Here is an 18,614-nt window from a genome sequence, read left to right as displayed (position 1 = left end):
TCGCCAGAGTCCGGGGACGTTCCTTTTGTACGCTTTGCTTCCCCGAAACGCTGGAAATGCACCACCTCGCGGGCGCGGAGGAATTTGATCACGTTGCTCACGTCCGGGTCGTCGCTGAGCCGCAGGATGTTGTCATAGGTCACCCGGGCCTTCTGCTCGGCCGCCATGTCCTCCGTCAGGTCGGCAATCACATCCCCCTTGACCCCGATTCCGGCGGCGTTCCAGGGTGCGCCGGAGGCTGCGGTGGGATAGATCCCGGTGGTGTGGTCCACAAAATAGGGGGCAAAGCCGCTGGTGCGGATCTGCTCGTCGGTGAGGCCCCGGGTCAGCTGATGCACAATGGAGCCGATCATTTCCAGGTGTCCCAGTTCCTCTGTACCTGGCGTGGAAGCGTCCCCGGCCCGCTCCATTGACGGCGGAGTTCCACCGGCTTATAATGAAAGAGATCACAGACAGGGAGGAACCGCCTATGCTGGCCTATACCTATGTTGCACAGGGAGATTTTCAGCTGCTGGACAAGCCCATGCCCGTCCTGCTCCATCCCAGGGACGCCATTGTGCGGGTCACCCTCAGCAGTATCTGCACCAGTGATCTGCATATCAAGCACGGCTCCGTCCCCAGAGCGGTACCCGGCATAACCGTGGGACATGAAATGGTGGGAATTGTGGAGCAGGTTGGGGAGGGCGTCTCCACCGTCGGGCCGGGGGACCGGGTGGCGGTAAATGTGGAGACCTTCTGCGGCGCCTGCTTCTTCTGCCGGCGCGGCTGGGTCAACAACTGTACCGACCCAAATGGCGGCTGGGCGCTGGGTTGCCGGATTGACGGGGGGCAGGCGGAGTATGTGCGTGTCCCCTACGCCGATCAGGGGCTGAGCAAAATTCCGGATAGCGTCACGGATTTGCAGGCTCTGCTGGTGGGAGATCTGCTGTCCACCGGCTATTGGGCGGCCAAACGCTCCAGAATCGGCCCGGAGGATACCGTACTGATTCTGGGCGCCGGCCCTACCGGCATCTGCACCTTGCAGTGCGTCCGCCTGTTCCGGCCCGGCGCCGTCCTGGTCTGTGACTCGGACCCGGAGCGGCTCCGGTTTGTCCGACGCCATTATCCCGATGTTCTGACCAGCAGCCCGGAGGGGCTGGAGGCACTGGTGCGGGCCAACAGCAGCCACGGGGGTGCGGATGTGGTGCTGGAGGTGGCGGGCAGCCCAGACACCTTCCGCATGGCCTGGCAGTACGCCCGCCCCAACGCGGTGGTGACGGTGGTGGCCCTGTATGACGGCCCCCAGAACCTGCCTCTGCCCGAGATGTACGGCAAAAACCTGACCTTTCAAACCGGCGGTGTGGACGGCTGCGACTGCGGGGCCATTCTGGCGCTCATCGCCGCAGGGAAGTTGGACACCACTGCCCTTATCACCCACACCTATCCCCTCAGCCGCATCGGGGAGGCCTACGACCTCTTTGAGCACCGCCGGGACGGGGTGATGAAGGTGGCCATCACACCGGACCGGCCGGAGAGGTGAGGCGGCCTATGCAACTTGTAATTTCTCCCGCTAAAAAAATGCGGGCGGATACAGATACTCTGCCCTGGCGGGACTTGCCACGTTTTCTGGAGCAGGCAGAAATCCTTTACACCAAGCTGCGCACGTTGCCGTACCACCAGCTGAAGGCGTTGTGGCGGTGCAGCGACGCCATTGCGGCGCAAAACGTCCAGCGGCTGGCTGCCGGTGATCTGCGTACCGGCCTGACTCCCGCTATTTTGGCCTACGAGGGGATTCAATACCGCTATATGGCCCCCGGAGTGTTCTCCCGGGGGGAATTTGACTATGTGCAGGAGCACCTGCGCATTCTCTCCGGGCTGTACGGCCTGCTGCGCCCCTTTGACGGGGTGATTCCTTACCGTCTGGAGATGCAGGCCAAGCTGGATGCGGGGAATGGGAAAAACCTTTACAGTTACTGGAATCACTTAATTGCAGACAGCCTCTACCAGGAGAGTGACTGCATTGTGAACCTGGCTTCCAGAGAGTACAGCCTCTGCATCTCCCCCTATCAGCGGCCCGGTACGCGGCTGATTACCTGTGTGTTCGGCGAAGTGCGGGCGGGGCGGATCGTGGAAAAGGGAACCCTCTGCAAGATGGCGCGGGGGGAGATGGTGCGGTACCTGGCGGAGCGGCAGGCCGCCGAGCCGGAGGCAATGCAGGAATTTTCCCGCCTGAATTTCTCCTTCTCGCCCCGGCACTCCGATCCATCCACCTATGTTTTTCTGTTGGGAGGCGCACATGGCCCGCATCATTGAAATTACGGATCTCTCGGCGCCCGGCCTGGAGGCCTACACCCAGTTGACCCACGCCCAGCTGCGCAACCGGCTGGAACCGGAGCGGGGCATATTTATTGCGGAGAGCGCCAAGGTCATTGCCTGTGCGCTGAAGGCGGGGTGCCGGCCCCTCTCGGCGCTGATGGAGCGAAACCACTTGGCCGCTTTTCTGGCCTGCCTGCCGGCAGGGTATGAGCAGCTGCCTGTATACACTGCGGACCGTGAGGTGCTGGAGCGCCTCACCGGCTATCAGGTAACCCGGGGGATGCTGTGCGCCATGCGCCGCCCCGTCCAGCCCGATGTGGCGGAGCTCTGCCGGTCGGCCCGCCGGATTGCCGTGCTGGAAGATATCACCGACGCCACCAACGTGGGTGCCATTTTTCGCTCCGCCGCCGCTCTGGGAATGGACGGAGTTCTGGTCACGCCCTGCTGCTGTGATCCTCTCTACCGCCGGGCGGTACGGGTCAGCATGGGGACCGTCTTCCAGATCCCCTGGGCGCGGATCGGGGAGGACCCCTCCCAATGGCCCCAGCCCGGCCTTTCCCACCTTCGGACGCTGGGCTTCCGGACCGTGGCCATGGCCCTAGGGGACGACTCCATCCCCATTGATGATCCGGTGCTGGCCCGGGAAGAAAAGCTGGCCATCGTTCTGGGTACGGAAGGCGACGGCCTTTCGCCCCGCACCATCGCCGGCTGTGACTACACCGCCCGGATTCCCATGCTCCACGGGGTGGACTCCCTGAATGTGGCCGCCGCTGGAGCGGTCATTTTCTGGCAGCTTCGTGCCGGACGTTGAACCAGCGCCCCGGGGGCCGTTTCCCCGGGGCGCTTTCCGTCTCCGGCAAGTTTTTCTCCCCCTGCGCATAGGGATACAGGGAAGGGAGGGGAAGAAGATGAAAGCTGGATTCCCACGCCGTTCCAACGGCAGGAGGGGGCCGTGATCCGGGTGGCAGCCTACTGCCGGGTATCCACCGACAGGGAGGACCAGGCCAATTCCTTTGCCAATCAGCAGCAGTACTTTCTGACGTGGATTAGCCGCAACCCGGACTGGGTCTTGCAGCGCATTTACGCCGACGAGGGGATCTCCGGCACCAGCACCAAAAAGCGCAGGCAGTTCAACGCCATGATCGCCGCGGCTCGGGCGGGGGAGATCGACCTCATCCTCACCAAGGAGGTGAGCCGCTTCGCCCGCAACACCCTGGACACCCTGGCCTATACCAGAGAACTCCGCCGCCGGGGGGTGGGGGTGCTTTTTCTCATCGACAACATCGACACCCGCCAGCAGGACGGGGAGCTGCGGCTCACGATTATGTCCTCCATCGCCCAGGAGGAGAGCCGCAAGACCTCCCAGCGGGTCAAGTGGGGCCAGACCCGGCGGATGGAGCAGGGGGTGGTGTTCGGCGGTTCCCTGCTGGGCTACGATGTGCGGAACGGACAGATGCGCATCAACCAGGCGGGCGCGGAGACGGTGCGGTATATCTACGAGCTGTGTCTCTCCCGGCACATGAGCACCGCCGCCATCGCCAGACGGCTGCGGGAGGAGGGACGTCCCTCCAGCCGGGGAAACCTGGTCTGGTCGGCCGCCACCGTGTGGAAGATTCTGAAAAATGAGAAATACTGCGGGGATCTGGTGCAGAAGAAGACCTATACCCCGGATTATCTCACCCACGAGAAAAAGTACAACCGGGGAGAGGAAACCCTCATTGTCATCCGGGACCACCACACCCCCATCATTGACCGGGAGCGCTGGGAGGCCGTCCAGCGGGAGCTGGCCGGCCGTGTCCGCCGGTCTCGGGCGGGGCCGGACGGTCTATAAACACATCCTCTGTACCGATATCGGTAAGCAGGCCCTGAAGCTCCGGATAGGGCATGGAGTACCGCTGGGAGAGATAGCGCAGGGAGGCGCCCAGCTCGCCGTCCGGTCCGCCGTACTGGCTGATGATATAGCTGGCCAGCTTGGGGTTTGCATTGGTGATTTTGACCGGGTATTGCAGCTTCTTTTCGTAGAAAAACATCAGCGGCCGCCTCCTTCCGTCTGCTGTTCCCAGGGCCAGGGACCCTTCAGCCAGGCACTCCAGCTCTCTCCGCCCGACGCGGCTGACTGGGTCAGGGGACCGTACATGGTCTCATAGCGGGTCCTGGCCTGGCGCTCCATGTCGGCGTACTGCCGGTACAGGGCGAAGGCCTCCTGGTCGCCCTGATGGGTATCCAGGTAAAGGCCCAGCTCCAGCAGCACAAATTCCAGGGCCTGGAGCTCCGCCAGAGGGCCGCCCAGGGCCTGCTTTGCTGTACCCTTGACCTGGAAGGGCAGGTTCAGGCCGGGAAACAGGGTGCCGCTGGCCAGGGCTTCCTGCTGGGCATAGCGTTTGGCGCCGGTCTGCTGGAAGGGAACATAGGGTACGGCCAGCGGTGCGCATTCCGGCAGTGTGCCGTTGGCGTCGTCACAGACGCCGGCCGGTGTGTTGTTGTTTTCAGGGTACAAGGGAATTTCCTCCTCCTATGGATTGGGACGGCGGATTCCGCCCCGTTCCATTCTATGCCGCCGGTCGGAAATTGTCAGTTCCTGGAAACGAAAAAAACTCCCCCGCCGGCCGGCGGGGGAGAATGGGGCAGTTCAGTTCAGCTTGACCTTGGCCACCAGGCGGCGAACGGGGATGGGCTGCTCCACCGCCACCCGGGGGGCGTGGAGGTCCTGCGGCCATACGATGTAAAAGGTGCCGGGCCGGATGGTGAGCGTGTCCCACTTGGTGGTGTAGAACTGGATGTCTCCGGCGGCGTCATATTCCGTCAGCTGCTCCAGCGGTGCGTCCGGCAGAGCGTATCCGGCCCCCTCCAGACCGGAAACCAGGTACTGGATGTCGGCATAGTTTTTGTGGCACTCCAGCTTGCACGCCTCCACAGGCAGGGTATCCACATCAAAGAGAAAGGCGTAGATATCGCTGCCCTCCACCTCCACCCGCTGACCGGGGGTGAGGGTGTTCGGGTCTACCGTTTGCAGCCACTCCAGCGCCTTCTGGAAGCGGGGACCCAGTCCGTAATACAAGGATGCATGCTCCATTTTGTCAATTACCATGGAAGTCCACCTCCGTCATATTCTGCCTCTATCTTAGCGCGCTGGCGGACAAAAGGCAATACAAATTTGGACAAGGGGCGGAAACCGTGGTACAATAGCCTCTGTGGCAGCGGATGTTTTCCACGGCCCGACCTTCTATTTCCTCCAGGCGGCGCATACGCTGGGAGGAGAAAGGGGAGAGGGGCATGGGAAAGGCCGGCCACTGGGCCATCTTGATCGGCTTGATTGCCGCTACCGCCGTCTGTCTGGCGCTGCATCCACCGGAAGAGGGGGCCACCGCTTTCGCACCAGCCGGATCGGGCCGCACCCTGGTGTTGGACGCCGGACACGGCGGGGAAGACGGCGGCGCGGTCTCCCTCACCGGTGTGACGGAGAGTACACTCAACCTGTCCATTGTGTTGAAACTGGATCAGCTCCTGGGCCTGTACGGACAAGTGCCGGTGGTCCTGCGCACGGAGGACCGCTCCCTCCACGATGAGAGCGCCGAAACCCTGCGGGAGAAGAAGGTGTCCGACCTGCACAACCGTGTTTCCGCTGTGGATGAGACGGCGGACGCCGTGCTGCTTAGTGTACATCAGAACACCTTTACAAATCAAAAATACCACGGTGCTCAGGTGTTTTTTGCGCCCACGGACCAGAGCCAGGACTTTGCTGTTGCCATGCAGGAGACCCTGCGGACCGCACTGGACCCGGACAACGCCCGGCAGGCCAAGGCCATACCGGACACGGTGTACCTGATGACCCATATCTCCTGCCCCGGTATTTTGGTGGAGTGCGGCTTTCTCTCCAATCCGGAGGAGGAGGCGCTGCTGCGCTCCGCCGCCTATCAAAATAAGCTGGCCGCCGCCATGGCGGCGGCGTGGCTGCAATACGACTGGCAGGTATAACAAAAGAGAACGGGGGAACCCATGGATGAAGGCCAAGACCATGTTTTACTGTACGGCATGCGGGAACGAGCTGCCCAAATGGGCAGGACAATGCCCCGCCTGCAAGGCGTGGAACACCATTGTGGAGCAGCCCCAGGAGTCCAGGCGGCGGGGACCGTCGCCCGGACCGGAGGGGCATTCCGCCGGCAGCAGACCCAGACCCATTGCCCAGGTGGAGACCGCCAGAGAGCTGCGGTTTGAAACCGGCATGCGGGAGCTGGATCGGGTGCTGGGAGGAGGTGCGGTGCAGGGTTCCCTGGTGCTGGTGGGTGGCGCGCCCGGTATCGGGAAATCCACCCTGATGCTCCAGATCTGTGAGCACCTCTGCCGCTTTGCCAAGGTCCTGTATGTCTCCGGCGAGGAGTCGGAGCGGCAGATCAAGCTTCGGGCCGACCGGCTCCACGTCCGGGGTGAGCAGCTCTACCTTCAGGCGGAGACCAATCTGGAGGATGTGGTGGAGTCGGTGCGGGAGCTGGGGCCTGACGTGCTCATTGTGGACTCCATTCAGACGCTGTATCATGGGGATCTGTCCGCCGCGCCGGGCAGCATCGGCCAGGTGAAGGACTGCACCATGGCTCTGATGCAGCTGGCGAAAGGGCAGGGGGTTACTGTTTTTGTCATTGGCCATGTAAACAAGGAGGGCTCCATCGCCGGCCCCAAGGTGCTGGAGCACATGGTGGACTGTGTGCTCTACTTTGAAGGGGAGCAGCAAAACTCCTATCGGATTTTGCGGGCGGCCAAAAACCGGTTTGGCGCTACCAACGAAATCGGCGTGTTTGAGATGGGGGATTCCGGTCTGAGGGAGGTTCCCAACCCGTCGGAAATGCTGCTGTCCGGCCGGCCCCAGGATACGCCGGGTACCTGCGTCACCTGCGTGATGGAGGGTGTGCGACCGGTGCTGGCGGAGGTCCAGGCCCTGCTGGCCCCAACCAGCTTCAACGTACCCAGACGTACCGCCAACGGCTTTGACTTCAACCGCACCAACCTGCTGCTGGCGGTGCTGGAAAAGCGGGGTGGGCTGATGGTGAGTTCCTGCGACGCCTATATCAATGTAATCGGCGGCCTGTTCCTGGACGAGCCCGCCGCCGATCTGGCCATGGTGATCGCCATGGCCTCCAGCTTCCGGGACAGGCCGGTACCGGGCGATCTGGCGGCCATCGGGGAGGTGGGACTCACCGGTGAGCTGCGCTCCGTCAACGCCCTGGGGCAGCGGCTGAGCGAGGTACACCGGTTGGGCTTTACCAAATGCCTGGTTCCTGCCCGCATAAGCGGGAAACTGGACGTGCCGGAGGGACTGCAGCTTATCAAGGTGCGGAACATCCGGGAGGCGCTGGCGGCATTGCTGTAAAAAATCCGGCCCTGGGGAGCATCCACAGGGCCGGATTTTTTTGCAGGCTCAGCCGTCCAGATCGGTGGTCAGAACCTTTTTCAGCTTGGCAAAGCGGGGAAGGGCGAATTCCTTGGGGGCCTCTGCCTCGCCCTGGATGAGGGGGAGCACATAGTCGATGAAGGGCTGCTCCACGCCGTTCCCAGCGGCGTTGATCCACTCCCGGGGAACCTTTTTCTCAAAGTTGGCCACAATATCCAGGGGCTGGAGCACCGTCTCACAGCGGTAGCCGTTCTCCCGGCTGCACCGGAAGGCCACCATTTTGTCGGTAACGCCGGAAACGGCGGCATCCACAGCGGCCTTGCCGGCCAGATAGGCTTCGTCAATGTCGGTCTTGGAGGCCACATGAGAGCCGCAGCGCTGGAGGAGGGACAGCTCGATGCCGCGGACCTTGGCGCCGGTCTCCATCTTGACGGCGTTGGCCAGCATGACCGCCAGGCCGCCCAGCTGGGCGTGGCCGAAGCCGTCGGTGGCGGAGGTCTTCGCCTCGGATACAAAGGAGCCGTCGGCGTGGTGGATGCCCTCGGAAACCGCCACCATGCACTTGCCGGTATTGCGGTAGATGCGGCCTACGTCGTCCAGGAAGTCGGTCAGGTCAAAGTCGGTCTCCGGCAGGTAGATCAGGTCGGGGCCGTAACCGGCCCAGGTGGCCAGGCCGGCGGAGCCGGCTAACCAGCCGGCGTGGCGGCCCATGATCTCGATCACAGTGACCATACCGGTGTCATACACATGGGCGTCGCGGTGGACTTCCATACAGGTGGTGGCAATGAACTTGGCGGCGGACGCAAAGCCGGGGCAGTGGTCGGTGCCGTTCAGGTCGTTGTCAATGGTCTTGGGTACGCCCATAATGCGGCACTCATAGCCCACCTTCTGCATATATTTGGAAATCTTGTTGCAGGTGTCCATGGAATCATTGCCGCCATTGTAGAAGAAATAGCGGACATCGTACTTTTGGAAAATCTCCAGAATCCGCTTGTAATCGGTATCGTCCACATCGGGATCGGCCAGCTTGTAGCGGCAGGAACCCAGAGCGGAGGAGGGGGTGTATTTCAAAAGCTCCAGCTCGGCGGCATCCTCCTGGTCCATGTCGTACAGCCTGTCGTCCAGCACACCCTTGATGCCGTGGGCCGCACCCAGAACACGGGTGATGCAGTCGGTATCCAGCGCGGTGCGGATCACGCCCAGCGCGCTGGCGTTGATGACGGCGGTGGGGCCGCCGGACTGACCGATGATGCAGGCGCCTCTCAGTTCACTCATGTAGTTGCCTCCTGATAACTCAATTTTGAAAAACCTGGGTTTTTGCGGAAATATCATACCACGTCCTCTTGAAATTATCAATGAGAACTGTTAAAATCATGGAGGATTAAGAAAAGGAGATGAGCCTTATGCCACTGGTTACTACGAAGGAAATGTTTGAGAAGGCCTACAACGGCGGCTATGCCATCGGCGCTTTCAACGTCAATAATATGGAGATCGTGCAGGGCATCACCGAGGCCGCCAAGGAGGTCAACGCGCCTCTGATCCTCCAGGTGTCCAAGGGCGCCCGGGCCTATGCCAACCACACCTATCTGGTGAAGCTGGTGGAGGCCGCCATTATTGAGACCGGTCTGCCCATCTGTCTCCATCTGGACCATGGCGACAGCTTTGAGACCTGCAAGAGCTGTATTGACGGCGGTTTCACCTCCGTGATGATTGACGCCAGCTCCCAGCCCTTTGCCGAGAACATTGCGATCACCAAGAAGGTGGTGGAGTATGCCCACGACCACGGCGTGGTGGTGGAGGCTGAGCTGGGTGCTCTGGCCGGCGTGGAGGATGAGGTCAACGTGTCCGCCGCCGATTCCCACTACACCCGTCCCGAAGAGGTGGAGGAGTTTGTCACCAAGACTGGCTGCGACTCTCTTGCCATCGCCATCGGTACCAGCCACGGCGCTTATAAATTCACCGCCGCCCAGTGTACCCGCAATGAAAAGGGCGAGCTGGTTCCCCCGCCCCTGCGCTTCGACATTCTGGACGAGGTAGTAAAGCGCCTGCCCGGCTTCCCCATCGTGCTCCACGGCTCCTCCTCCGTGCCTCAGGAGTTTGTGAAGATGGTCAATGAGAACGGCGGCAAGATGCCCGATGCCGTGGGTATTCCCGAGGAGCAGCTGCGCCAGGCCGCCCGGGGTGCTGTGTGTAAGATCAATATTGACTCCGACCTGCGCCTGGCCATGACCGGAACCATCCGCAAGTTCTTTAACGAGCACCCCGACAAGTTTGACCCCCGTGAGTATCTCAAACCCGCCCGCGCCGCCATCAAGGAGCTGGTGAAGCACAAGCTGGTCTACGTGCTGGGCTGTGACGGCAAGGCCTGAGCAGCAGTCATATTTAGCGTATCAGAAATATGGAACAGCCTTCTGCCTATTGATCTTGATCAAATAGATGGAGGGCTGTTCCATTTTTCTCGATTTATAAGAGAAATTTGATCCTGACGGAGCCGCTTATTTCTGTTCCGGGGGATCTGCATCCGCCCAGGAAGGCATACCATGGTGCTGGCGGATAATTGAAGATTCATACCGTGTAGACAGGTAGGACTCCAGCATGGGCTTGCGCTTCATGGCAAACTCAAGAAAGTGCGGAGCGCTGTTGTGGCGATTTACATCCTCCTCTGTTTCCCAGCATTCAAACACAAACATGTCCTGGTCATTTTCAATTGATGGGTAGTGTACATAATACAGATTCCCTTTTTCTTTTCTGGTATTGATCACGTTATCCATTACAAATTGGAGCAGCTTTTCCCGCTCACCCGGCTTTAACCGGTATTGTACTGCGATAGTCACCATTTCGAGACGCATTTTTGAGGCTTTTAGAATCAAACAGCCTGGCTGACATTTCCTGCATTAGTATTTGTACGGAAGCAGAAGTTAGTCGAAGCTCTTTTTACGCCTATTATGAGTCGAAATATGATGTGCTGACGGAAATTGAGCAGGAACTGATTGATGGATTTTTGGATATTATGATTTCACTTCGCACAATTGGGAAAGAAGCATATTATGGAGATATCAATAAAAACAGAAAAGTTTATTTTACACAGTACTTTCAATATATTAAAGCGCATTATTCCACGTTTAAGGTTCTACTAAACCAAAGAAGCGAAACCGGGTTTTCGGTACGTTTCTCCAGGGCTATCTCATAGGCGAGGTTGGAGACGCTTCAACTGTGGAACAATTATCCACAAAAAGATGATCTGGAACAGCTGCGTGTTCTGGCGTATCGGGAAGATGCCCTCTGTTCACTCTATGTTACGTTGTTTTCCTCCTGGTGCAGTAGAAACATGGATTTGCCTGTGGAAAAAATGGCAGATATTTTAAATGAGATCTGGAAATCTTTTTCTTCTATTGGAATTATATAAATGGGAGGAACCCTGGCCGGTGCCGCATATGCGGCACCGGCCAGGGTTCCTCCCACGTTGTGTCTTCCTATGGTATCTTGGCATAGAATGTCGGGAAAGGGGGGAGGGGATATGCTGGAACGGATCTCCTACAATCGCCGGGCGGCGGTGGCCTACGCCCACCGCTGGGCTTTCCAGCGCAACCCGAGGTATTATGACTATGAGGAGATAGGGGGGGACTGCACCAATTTCGCCTCCCAGTGTCTCTATGCCGGTGCGGGCGTCATGGATTTTACGCCGGATTTCGGATGGTACTATCGAACCGCCAATGACAAAGCGCCGGCCTGGACAGGGGTGGAATACTTTTACCGTTACCTGACCCGCCAAACACCCACACCCGGCCCAACCGCAGAGGCCGTCCGGCTGTCGCAGCTTGTGCCTGGGGATTTTGTGCAGCTCAGCGCCATGGGAGACCGGTTTACACACACCGCCATTGTAGTGCAGATCTTGGGCCGTCCCACGGTGCGCAGCGTCCTGGTGGCCTCCCACTCCTATGACGCGGATTACCGGCCCCTGAGCACCTATCTGTTTCAGGATGCCCGCTATCTCCATATTACCGGCGTCTGGCGTGAGCAGGAGCCAGCTATTTCTGATGTTTAGCCTTTATGCGGCCCAGCGGATTGGCTCTGGCCGCCGCCCGCAGGTTTTCGTTGTCCACATGGGTGTAGATTTGGGTGGTGTTCAGGTGCTCATGACCCAACACCTCCTGTAGGGTGCGCACATCCACGCCGTTTTGGAGCATCAGGGTGGCCGCCGTGTGGCGCAGCTTGTGGCTGGAGTATAGAGATGCGTCCAAGCCGGCCTTTTTCAGCCGCTGCTTGACCATATAATGTACCGCGTCCGTGGTCATTCTGGTGTGCTTGCGGGTCAGAAACAGAGCGTTTTTATCTGCTGCCGCGCTGCGGCTGCGCTCGGCCAGCCAATCCGCAAGGGCCGCCTTGCAGGCATCATTGAGAAAAATCATCCGCTCTTTGTTGCCTTTTCCCAATACACGCAGCTGCTCACCCCGGATATCCGTCAAGTTAAGCGCAACTAACTCTGAAATCCGCAGTCCACAGTTTAAAAAAAGGGTCAAAATGCAGTAATCTCTGGCCCGGTTCGGCTCATCCACCGACTCCAGCAGCTGAATGCTCTCGTCCAGATCCAGGTAGCGAGGCAGCGCCTTTTTCAGCCGGGGCGAGTCCAGATCCTGCATGGGATTTTCGGCCACCAGCTTGGCCTTGTTGGTCAGGTATTTATAAAAGGAACGAATGGCGGCAATTTTGCGCGCCCTGGCGGAAGCCTCCAGGCCGTAGCCGGTCATAGGGCTGTTGGCATGCTTGGCCCGGTCGCGGCTGAGAAAGTTCATGTAGGCGTACACATCGCTGAGCGTAACAGCCCGCACAAACTCCAGGTCCACATCGTCGATTGAGACATCATCCAGCGCCGCGCTCTGGGGTGCGCGGCCTTTTTCTATTTTCAGAAAGCGGAGAAAATTGCGCAGATCCAAATAGTATTCATCCACGGTTCTGCGGGAATGTCCCTGAATGGTCTCATGGTACACCAAAAAGTCCCGCAGGATGGGCGGTGCGTCCCGCCGGTAGTCTGACACCTGTTTTGCCTCCCTCCAACTCAACAAAATTTTTATTTTGTTGAGTTCATGGTTTAAATTCATAGCCGCCCCCTTCTCGGGGTCGGCCATGAATTTCACCGAGCTTATTGAATGCCGGTCAAGGCGCGCATGACAGTATAGGTCTGCTGGTCCAGACCCTTGTGCATCTTCAGTGCCTCTTCAATGTCGTAGTCCACGTAAGACTCACCATCCATGGCTACCACGCGGCAGGACTTGCCCTCGGCCAGCAGCCGGACGGCCTCATAACCCATGTATGTAGCGGCGTTCCGGTCGCGGACCGTGGGTGCGCCGCCCCGCTGCACGTGACCCAAAATTGTCACGCGGGTGTCCAGCGAGGTGGCCTCCTTGATCTGCTTGGCCACCTCATAGGCGCCGCCTTCCACGCCTTCCGCCACAATAATCATGAAATGGGTCCGGCCGGCCAGACGGGACCTGCGAATGGGTTCCATCAGATCCTCTTCGTAGTTGACCTTCTGTTCCGGTACCAGCACAGCTGTGGCGCCGCAGGCCACACCCACGTTCAGGGCCACGTGGCCGGCATGGCGGCCCATCACCTCCACCACGGAGCAGCGCTCATGGGATTGCATGGTGTCCCGGAGCTTGTCAATGGACTCCAGAGCGGTGTTGCAGGCGGTATCATATCCGATGGTATAGGTGGAGCAGGCAATGTCGTTGTCAATGGTGCCGGGGATGCCGATGACGCTCAGCCCCTGCTGTGCCAGGCTCAGAAGGCCCCGGAAGGTGCCGTCGCCCCCAATACCTACCAGAGCGTCCAGCCCCAGCAGCTTACAGGTAGCCACAGCCCGCTCACGGCCCAGCTGGGACTTGAAATCCTCGCTGCGGGCGGAGTACAGCATGGTGCCGCCCCTCCTGGACAGGCCGCTGACGCTCTCAAAATCCAGCGGCACAAAATCACCGTTGATGAGGCCGTGATAGCCGCGGCGGATTCCGATGCACTCGATTCCCATATGCAGGGCGGTTCGGACAACGGATCGAATGGCTGCGTTCATGCCGGGGGCGTCGCCTCCGCTGGTAAACACACCGATGCGTCGAACAGTTTTTTCCATGATACGACTCTCCTATCTTTATACCTTCAATTCGGCGTCCTGCTTTTTCAGGGCCTGGGAATAGCGCTTCAGCACGGGATAGACATCCTGCTCCAGGAAGGCATCCACCTGCTCGGGACAGCGGCCGATATAACGAGACGGCTCCATATGGGCGGTGAGCTCCTCCCGGGTCATGCCAAACAGCGGGTCCTCTGCGATGAGATCAATTAGGTTGTTGGCCTCCCCCCTGTCCTTCACATTGGCGCCCGCTTGCTGGGAGAGAACCCGGATGCGCTCGTGAAGCTGCTGGCGATCCCCTCCCCTCTTGACGGCGTCCATCATGATATTCTCGCTGGCCATAAAGGGCAGCTCTTCCCTCACATGCTTTTCAATCACCTTTTCATGGACCACCAGCCCGTTGGCCACATTGGCGTAGAGATTCAAAATGGCGTCCACCGCCAGGAACGCCTCCGGGATGGACAGACGCTTGTTGGCGGAATCGTCCAGCGTCCGCTCAAACCACTGGGTGGCGGCGGTAATGGCAGGGTTGAGCGCGTCGGCCATTACATATCTGGCCAGGGAGCAGATCCGCTCACAGCGCATGGGGTTGCGCTTGTAGGGCATGGCGGAAGAACCGATCTGGTGGGCCTCGAAGGGCTCCTCCACCTCCTTCAGGTTGCACAGAAGGCGCATATCGGTGGCAAACTTGCTGGCGGACTGGGCAATGCCGGACAGAACGGAGAGTACCATGTAGTCCGTCTTTCTGGAATAGGTCTGCCCGGACACCGGCACCGTGGCCTCAAAGCCCATCTCCGCGGCAATTTTCTGGTCCAGGGCGGCGCACTTGCTGTGGTCGCCGTCAAACAGCTCCAGAAAGCTGGCCTGGGTGCCGGTGGTTCCCTTGCAGCCCAGCAGCTTCAGGGAGGAAATCCGGTACTCCACCTCCTGGAGGTCCAGCAGCAAATCATTCATCCACAGGGTGGCCCGCTTCCCCACCGTCACCAGCTGCGCCGGCTGAAAGTGGGTAAAGCCCAAAGTGGGCAGCGCCCTGTAGCGCTGGGCGAACTTGGCCAGATGACCCAGTACCCGCACCAGCTCGTCCCGCACCAGGCAGAGCGCCTCCCGCATAAGGATGACGTCCGTATTGTCCCCCACATAGCAGCTGGTGGCGCCCAGATGGATAATGGGCATGGCGGTGGGACACTGGAGCCCATAGGTATGGATATGGGCCATGACATCATGGCGCAGCTCCCGCTCAAACTGAGCCGCCCGCTCATAGTCGATGTCCTCTATGTGGCGCTCCAGCTCCGACACCTGCTCCTGAGTGACCGGCAGTCCCAGCTCCATTTCCGCCCGGGCCAGCGCCACCCACAGCCGCCGCCAGGTGGAGAACTTCTTATCGGGAGAAAAAAGATACTGCATTTCCCCGCTGGCATAGCGGGAGCAGAGCGGCGATTCATACTTGTCTCGATTCATGGACACCCTTCTTCTGTGAACAAAATGGCAGGTTATTGCTGCGGGTAGTATACCACAAAAGCCTTTCCCCCACAAGAGTGACTTTTCCCTGCTCCAACGGGAAACGGCCCGCGGCGTCTGCACCATCGCAGACGCCGCGGGCCTCTCTGCACCGCTTGAAAAACAGGGTTTACTCCCCCGCCAGGAACCGCTCCAGCCGGTCCAGACCCTCCTTGATGTTTTCCATGGAGGTGGCATAGGACCAGCGGACAAAGTTGGGAGCGCCGAAGCCGGAGCCGGGTACCACCGCCACCAGGCCGTATTTCAGAAACGCGTCGGCAAACACGTCGTCATTGGTGATCTCCACTCCGTGAATGGTTTTTCCGATAAGCTGCTCCAGATTCATCATCGCATAGAAGGCGCCCTCCGGCTTGATGCAGCTGACCCCGGGGATGGCGTTTACCCGCTTCACAAAATAGTCCCGCCGCTCCTCAAAGGCCTTGCACATGACATCCACCTGGTCCTGGGGGCCGGACAGGGCCACCGCCGCCGCCTTCTGGGAAATGGCTACGGGAGAGCCGGTGGAGTGGCTGACGTAGTTGGCCATGATCTTGGCAATTTTCTCGTTGGCGCAGGCATAGCCGATACGCCAGCCGGTCATGGCGTAGGACTTGGAGACGCCGTTGACCAGAATGGTCAGCTCCCGCATCTCCGGCCCAAGGGCGGCAAAGCTGGTAAACTTCAGCCCGTCATAAGCCAGCCGGTAGTAGATCTCGTCGGCAATCACATAGAGCTCGTGCTTGAGACACACGGCGGCGATGGCCTCCAGCTCCTCCCTGCTGTACATCATGCCGGTGGGGTTGGAGGGATTGTTGATCATCAGAGCCTTGGTCCTGGGGGTGATTGCCGCCTCCAGCTTTTCGGGAGTGAGCTTGAACTGCTCCGCCTCGGTGGCATGGACCACCACCGGCTCGGCACCCACCATACGGATCAGCTCAATATAGCTCACCCAGTAGGGCGCGGGCAAAATGATCTCATCCCCCGGATTGACCAGGGCGCGGAGGGCCAGATAGACCAGATGCTTGGCGCCGCTGCTGATAACCACCTGACTGGGCTTGTACTCCACGCCGCAGTCCTCCTTCATCCGGTGGCACACCGCCTGGCGCAGCTCCACCGTGCCGGCGGCGGGGGTGTAGCGGGTCACGTTGTGCTCAATGGCCTCAATGCCGGCCTGCTTGATGTTGTCCGGCGTATTGAAGTCCGGCTCACCGGCGCCGAATCCGATCACGTCAATGCCGTCAGCCTTCATCTGCTTGAACATGGCGTCAATGGCCATGGTGGTGGATGCCTGGACGGCCTCCGCGATCCTGGACAGCTCTTTCAATGGAATCTCTCCCTTGTTCTCAAAGTTCTTGACATATTATATGCGCCGACTTGCAAAAAAGCAAGTGTTTCTTAAAAAAAATTGGCGTTTTTGAATGCTTGTGAAATTGTTGATGCAAAAACAGGGCGTCCGCCGGCCAGCGGACGCCCTGAGGGAGCTTTATGCGTGACTTCTTGCAGAGACAACCCGGACAATCACCGTGCTGAGCACCAGATTGACGGCCAACTCCACCAGGAAGTTGATGCCGGTGAGGACAAAGATGATATAATAAACCACCTCGGTCCCCGCCGCCCAAGCGATCAGAATATCATGGAACAGCAGGGTCAGGCACAGGCAGAACAGGCCGGTATTCACCACCGGGCTGACGATACCGGCCAGGATAGCGCCTGCCATGGGGGTGTTGGAGAGACGCCGGTATACCGCGCCGGCACACAGGCCGGCCAGAATGCCCTTGCCCAGGCAGATGACAGCGGTAAGGAAGGGGTTGGCGTTCCACAGGACGCTTCCGCCGGGGTCCCAGCCCATGATACAGGCCAGCAGCACCACGAAGCCGAACACGCCGCCCAGATAGGCCCCCGCCTTGGGGCCGAACAGGGCCGCCCCGATGATGATGGGTGCCAGAGCTAGTGTGATGGGGAACGGGCCGAACTTGATGAAGGTGGCGACTACCTGCAGGACCGCGACGATGGCCGTCAACAGGGCCAGTCCCGTCAGGCGTCTGGTTTTCTCGCTTGCTCTCATATGAAATTCCCTCCTGCTGCCGCTCCTCCCGGAGAGGATGCAGCGCATGTTTATTTACCCACGGCTTGCGCCGTTGAGTACAAGTTTTCAGACCTTCCTGGGCTTTTTGGCGTTCTTCTGATAGAGCAGATAGAGCCCTTTCATCACCAGGTCGGCATCGTACTGGATCTGGTGCCTGCAATGGCACAGAATTCTGGGGGCGTTGCCCCCGGTGGCCACTACCGTCACCTTCTGACCGATCTGCGCCTCAATCCGGTCCAGCATTCCGTCCACCATGCTGGCGTGTCCATAGAGTACGCCGGAGCGCATGGCCTCCTCCGTGGTGCGGCCCAGCAGTTCCACCTGGGTAGGACTTTCAATGGAAATGGGCGGCAGGGCGGCGGCCCGCTCGGACATGGCGTCCAGCGCCAGGGTCAGGCCCGGCATGATAATGCAGCCCTCATACACACAGCCCCGGATCAGGGACAGTGAGGTGGCGGTTCCCATATCGATGGCGGCGATGGGGCTTTCGTAGCCCGCCATGGCAGCCACCGAGTAGGCCACAATGTCGCTGCCCAGCTGGTCATGGATCTCCGCCTTGATGTTCAGGCCGGTTTTGATCCCCGGCCCTACCACCAGGGGCGGACGCCCGGTCAGACGGTGGATGGTGTCGGCAAAAACGGCGGTGAGGGGCGGCACCACGCTGGACAAAATGGCGCCGGTCACCTCCCGGATCTCCGCCCCGTACAGGCGGAATACACCCAGCAGGTCAATGGCGCACTGGTCCCGGGTTTTGCTCCGGGAGGTCTCCAGGGTGGAGCGGAAAATCAGCCGGCCCGCCAGGTCAAACAGACCTACCGTCGTGTTGGAATTTCCAATATCCAGTCCGAGGATCATGGTTCCCCTCCCCTTCCCTGTCGTTGTCCCTGGGTATTGTACCAGCAATTTGCCCTTCCGTCAAGCGCAGAGCGGCGGAGCGGCTGCAAAGCCGCCCCGCCGGTTTTTCAGATCTTTTGGCAAATGAGTGCGCCCATCTGTCTGGTGCCGATGGGCGTCACGCCGGGTTCGGCAATGTCGGCGGTACGCCAGCCCTCGGCCAGCACCCCGTCCACCGCCGCCTCCACCGCATCTGCCTCGGTGGGCAGCTGGAAGGAGTAGCGGAACATCATGGCCACCGACAGAATGGTGGCGATGGGATTGGCCTTGTCCTGACCGGCGATATCGGGGGCGGAGCCGTGGATGGGTTCATACAGGCCGGGGGCGGAGTCTCCGAT

Annotated in this window: 19 protein-coding genes and 2 pseudogenes; 8 read left to right on the top strand and 13 right to left on the bottom strand. The window is 60.0% G+C overall.

The window, feature by feature from the left end:
- Nucleotides 1–35 precede the first annotated feature (35 nt).
- Nucleotides 36–380 (bottom strand): annotated as a pseudogene (locus Q0J74_RS03040) (manganese catalase family protein); the annotation flags it as partial.
- An 89-nt stretch (nt 381–469) separates the two neighbouring features.
- Here Q0J74_RS03040 and Q0J74_RS03035 point away from each other — a divergent pair.
- The 4 genes from Q0J74_RS03035 to Q0J74_RS03020 all read left to right on the top strand — a co-directional run bounded on the left by Q0J74_RS03035 (nt 470) and on the right by Q0J74_RS03020 (nt 4,126).
- Complete coding sequence (locus Q0J74_RS03035; protein WP_297210410.1) at nt 470–1,519, top strand: alcohol dehydrogenase; 1,050 nt, start codon at nt 470–472, stop codon at nt 1,517–1,519.
- A gap of 8 nt (nt 1,520–1,527) precedes the next feature.
- Nucleotides 1,528–2,292: a peroxide stress protein YaaA gene (gene yaaA, locus Q0J74_RS03030; protein WP_297210408.1), complete on the top strand. Its 765-nt coding sequence runs from the start codon at nt 1,528–1,530 to the stop codon at nt 2,290–2,292.
- Nucleotides 2,276–3,106, top strand: coding sequence for a TrmH family RNA methyltransferase (locus Q0J74_RS03025; protein WP_297210405.1), 831 nt, complete (start codon nt 2,276–2,278; stop codon nt 3,104–3,106). The genes yaaA and Q0J74_RS03025 overlap by 17 nt, the downstream gene beginning before the upstream one ends.
- Nucleotides 3,107–3,247: 141 nt before the next feature.
- Complete coding sequence (locus tag Q0J74_RS03020; protein WP_297210402.1) at nt 3,248–4,126, top strand: recombinase family protein; 879 nt, start codon at nt 3,248–3,250, stop codon at nt 4,124–4,126.
- Between the two features lies 1 nt (nt 4,127).
- Here the strand turns inward: Q0J74_RS03020 and Q0J74_RS03015 are convergent.
- From Q0J74_RS03015 to Q0J74_RS03005, 3 genes and pseudogenes are all read right to left on the bottom strand, one after another.
- Nucleotides 4,128–4,325 (bottom strand): annotated as a pseudogene (locus Q0J74_RS03015) (manganese catalase family protein); the annotation flags it as partial.
- A complete protein-coding gene (locus Q0J74_RS03010; RefSeq protein WP_297210399.1) occupies nt 4,325–4,792 on the bottom strand; it encodes a spore coat protein CotJB in 468 nt (155 codons plus the stop codon). The pseudogene Q0J74_RS03015 and the gene Q0J74_RS03010, both read right to left, overlap by 1 nt.
- 132 nt (nt 4,793–4,924) lie before the next feature.
- Entirely contained in the window at nt 4,925–5,383 is a 459-nt protein-coding gene (locus tag Q0J74_RS03005) for a YhcH/YjgK/YiaL family protein (protein ID WP_297210397.1), read from the bottom strand.
- Between the two features lie 185 nt (nt 5,384–5,568).
- Here Q0J74_RS03005 and Q0J74_RS03000 point away from each other — a divergent pair, with 185 nt between their 5' ends.
- Nucleotides 5,569–6,270 (top strand): N-acetylmuramoyl-L-alanine amidase, encoded by a 702-nt coding sequence (locus Q0J74_RS03000; protein WP_297210394.1) that lies wholly within the window; start codon nt 5,569–5,571, stop codon nt 6,268–6,270.
- A gap of 25 nt (nt 6,271–6,295) precedes the next feature.
- Nucleotides 6,296–7,657 (top strand): DNA repair protein RadA, encoded by a 1,362-nt coding sequence (gene radA, locus Q0J74_RS02995; protein WP_297210390.1) that lies wholly within the window; start codon nt 6,296–6,298, stop codon nt 7,655–7,657.
- Nucleotides 7,658–7,705: 48 nt separating this feature from the next.
- Here the strand turns inward: radA and Q0J74_RS02990 are convergent, their stop codons facing one another.
- The gene (locus tag Q0J74_RS02990) at nt 7,706–8,953 is read right to left on the bottom strand and encodes a 6-phosphofructokinase (protein WP_297210387.1); all 1,248 of its coding nucleotides are present in this window, start codon (nt 8,951–8,953) and stop codon (nt 7,706–7,708) included.
- Between the two features lie 128 nt (nt 8,954–9,081).
- Between Q0J74_RS02990 and fba the strand changes: the two genes are divergently transcribed.
- A complete protein-coding gene (gene fba, locus Q0J74_RS02985) occupies nt 9,082–10,047 on the top strand; it encodes a class II fructose-1,6-bisphosphate aldolase (protein ID WP_297210384.1) in 966 nt (321 codons plus the stop codon).
- Nucleotides 10,048–10,173: 126 nt separating this feature from the next.
- Here fba and Q0J74_RS02980 read toward each other — a convergent pair whose 3' ends face one another.
- The gene (locus Q0J74_RS02980; RefSeq protein WP_297210381.1) at nt 10,174–10,527 is read right to left on the bottom strand and encodes a putative quinol monooxygenase; all 354 of its coding nucleotides are present in this window, start codon (nt 10,525–10,527) and stop codon (nt 10,174–10,176) included.
- A 668-nt stretch (nt 10,528–11,195) separates the two neighbouring features.
- On the opposite strand from Q0J74_RS02980, the gene Q0J74_RS02975 reads away from it, so the two are divergent.
- Nucleotides 11,196–11,723 (top strand): amidase domain-containing protein, encoded by a 528-nt coding sequence (locus tag Q0J74_RS02975; protein ID WP_297210378.1) that lies wholly within the window; start codon nt 11,196–11,198, stop codon nt 11,721–11,723.
- Here the strand turns inward: Q0J74_RS02975 and Q0J74_RS02970 are convergent.
- From Q0J74_RS02970 to Q0J74_RS02940, 7 genes are all read right to left on the bottom strand, one after another.
- Entirely contained in the window at nt 11,707–12,714 is a 1,008-nt protein-coding gene (locus Q0J74_RS02970) for a tyrosine recombinase XerC (protein ID WP_297210374.1), read from the bottom strand. The genes Q0J74_RS02975 and Q0J74_RS02970 overlap by 17 nt on opposite strands.
- 104 nt (nt 12,715–12,818) lie before the next feature.
- Nucleotides 12,819–13,802: a 6-phosphofructokinase gene (pfkA, locus tag Q0J74_RS02965; protein ID WP_297210370.1), complete on the bottom strand. Its 984-nt coding sequence runs from the start codon at nt 13,800–13,802 to the stop codon at nt 12,819–12,821.
- Between the two features lie 18 nt (nt 13,803–13,820).
- The gene (gene purB, locus Q0J74_RS02960) at nt 13,821–15,257 is read right to left on the bottom strand and encodes an adenylosuccinate lyase (RefSeq protein ID WP_297210368.1); all 1,437 of its coding nucleotides are present in this window, start codon (nt 15,255–15,257) and stop codon (nt 13,821–13,823) included.
- 169 nt (nt 15,258–15,426) lie between these two features.
- Nucleotides 15,427–16,620 (bottom strand): pyridoxal phosphate-dependent aminotransferase, encoded by a 1,194-nt coding sequence (locus Q0J74_RS02955; RefSeq protein ID WP_297210365.1) that lies wholly within the window; start codon nt 16,618–16,620, stop codon nt 15,427–15,429.
- A 159-nt stretch (nt 16,621–16,779) separates the two neighbouring features.
- Nucleotides 16,780–17,361 (bottom strand): ECF transporter S component, encoded by a 582-nt coding sequence (locus Q0J74_RS02950; protein ID WP_297210362.1) that lies wholly within the window; start codon nt 17,359–17,361, stop codon nt 16,780–16,782.
- A gap of 87 nt (nt 17,362–17,448) precedes the next feature.
- Nucleotides 17,449–18,237 carry a type III pantothenate kinase gene (locus Q0J74_RS02945; protein ID WP_297210359.1) on the bottom strand — a complete coding sequence of 263 codons (789 nt, stop codon included), beginning with the start codon at nt 18,235–18,237 and terminating at the stop codon, nt 17,449–17,451.
- A gap of 107 nt (nt 18,238–18,344) precedes the next feature.
- The coding region (locus Q0J74_RS02940) for an isocitrate/isopropylmalate family dehydrogenase (RefSeq protein WP_297210356.1) at nt 18,345–18,614 on the bottom strand (270 nt) is incomplete at its 5' end.

The organism is uncultured Flavonifractor sp. (assembly GCF_944387675.1).
Classification (GTDB): domain Bacteria; phylum Bacillota; class Clostridia; order Oscillospirales; family Oscillospiraceae; genus Flavonifractor.
The sequence above is the reverse complement of the archived record's forward strand: the minus strand, read 5'-3'. Positions and strand labels throughout refer to the sequence as shown.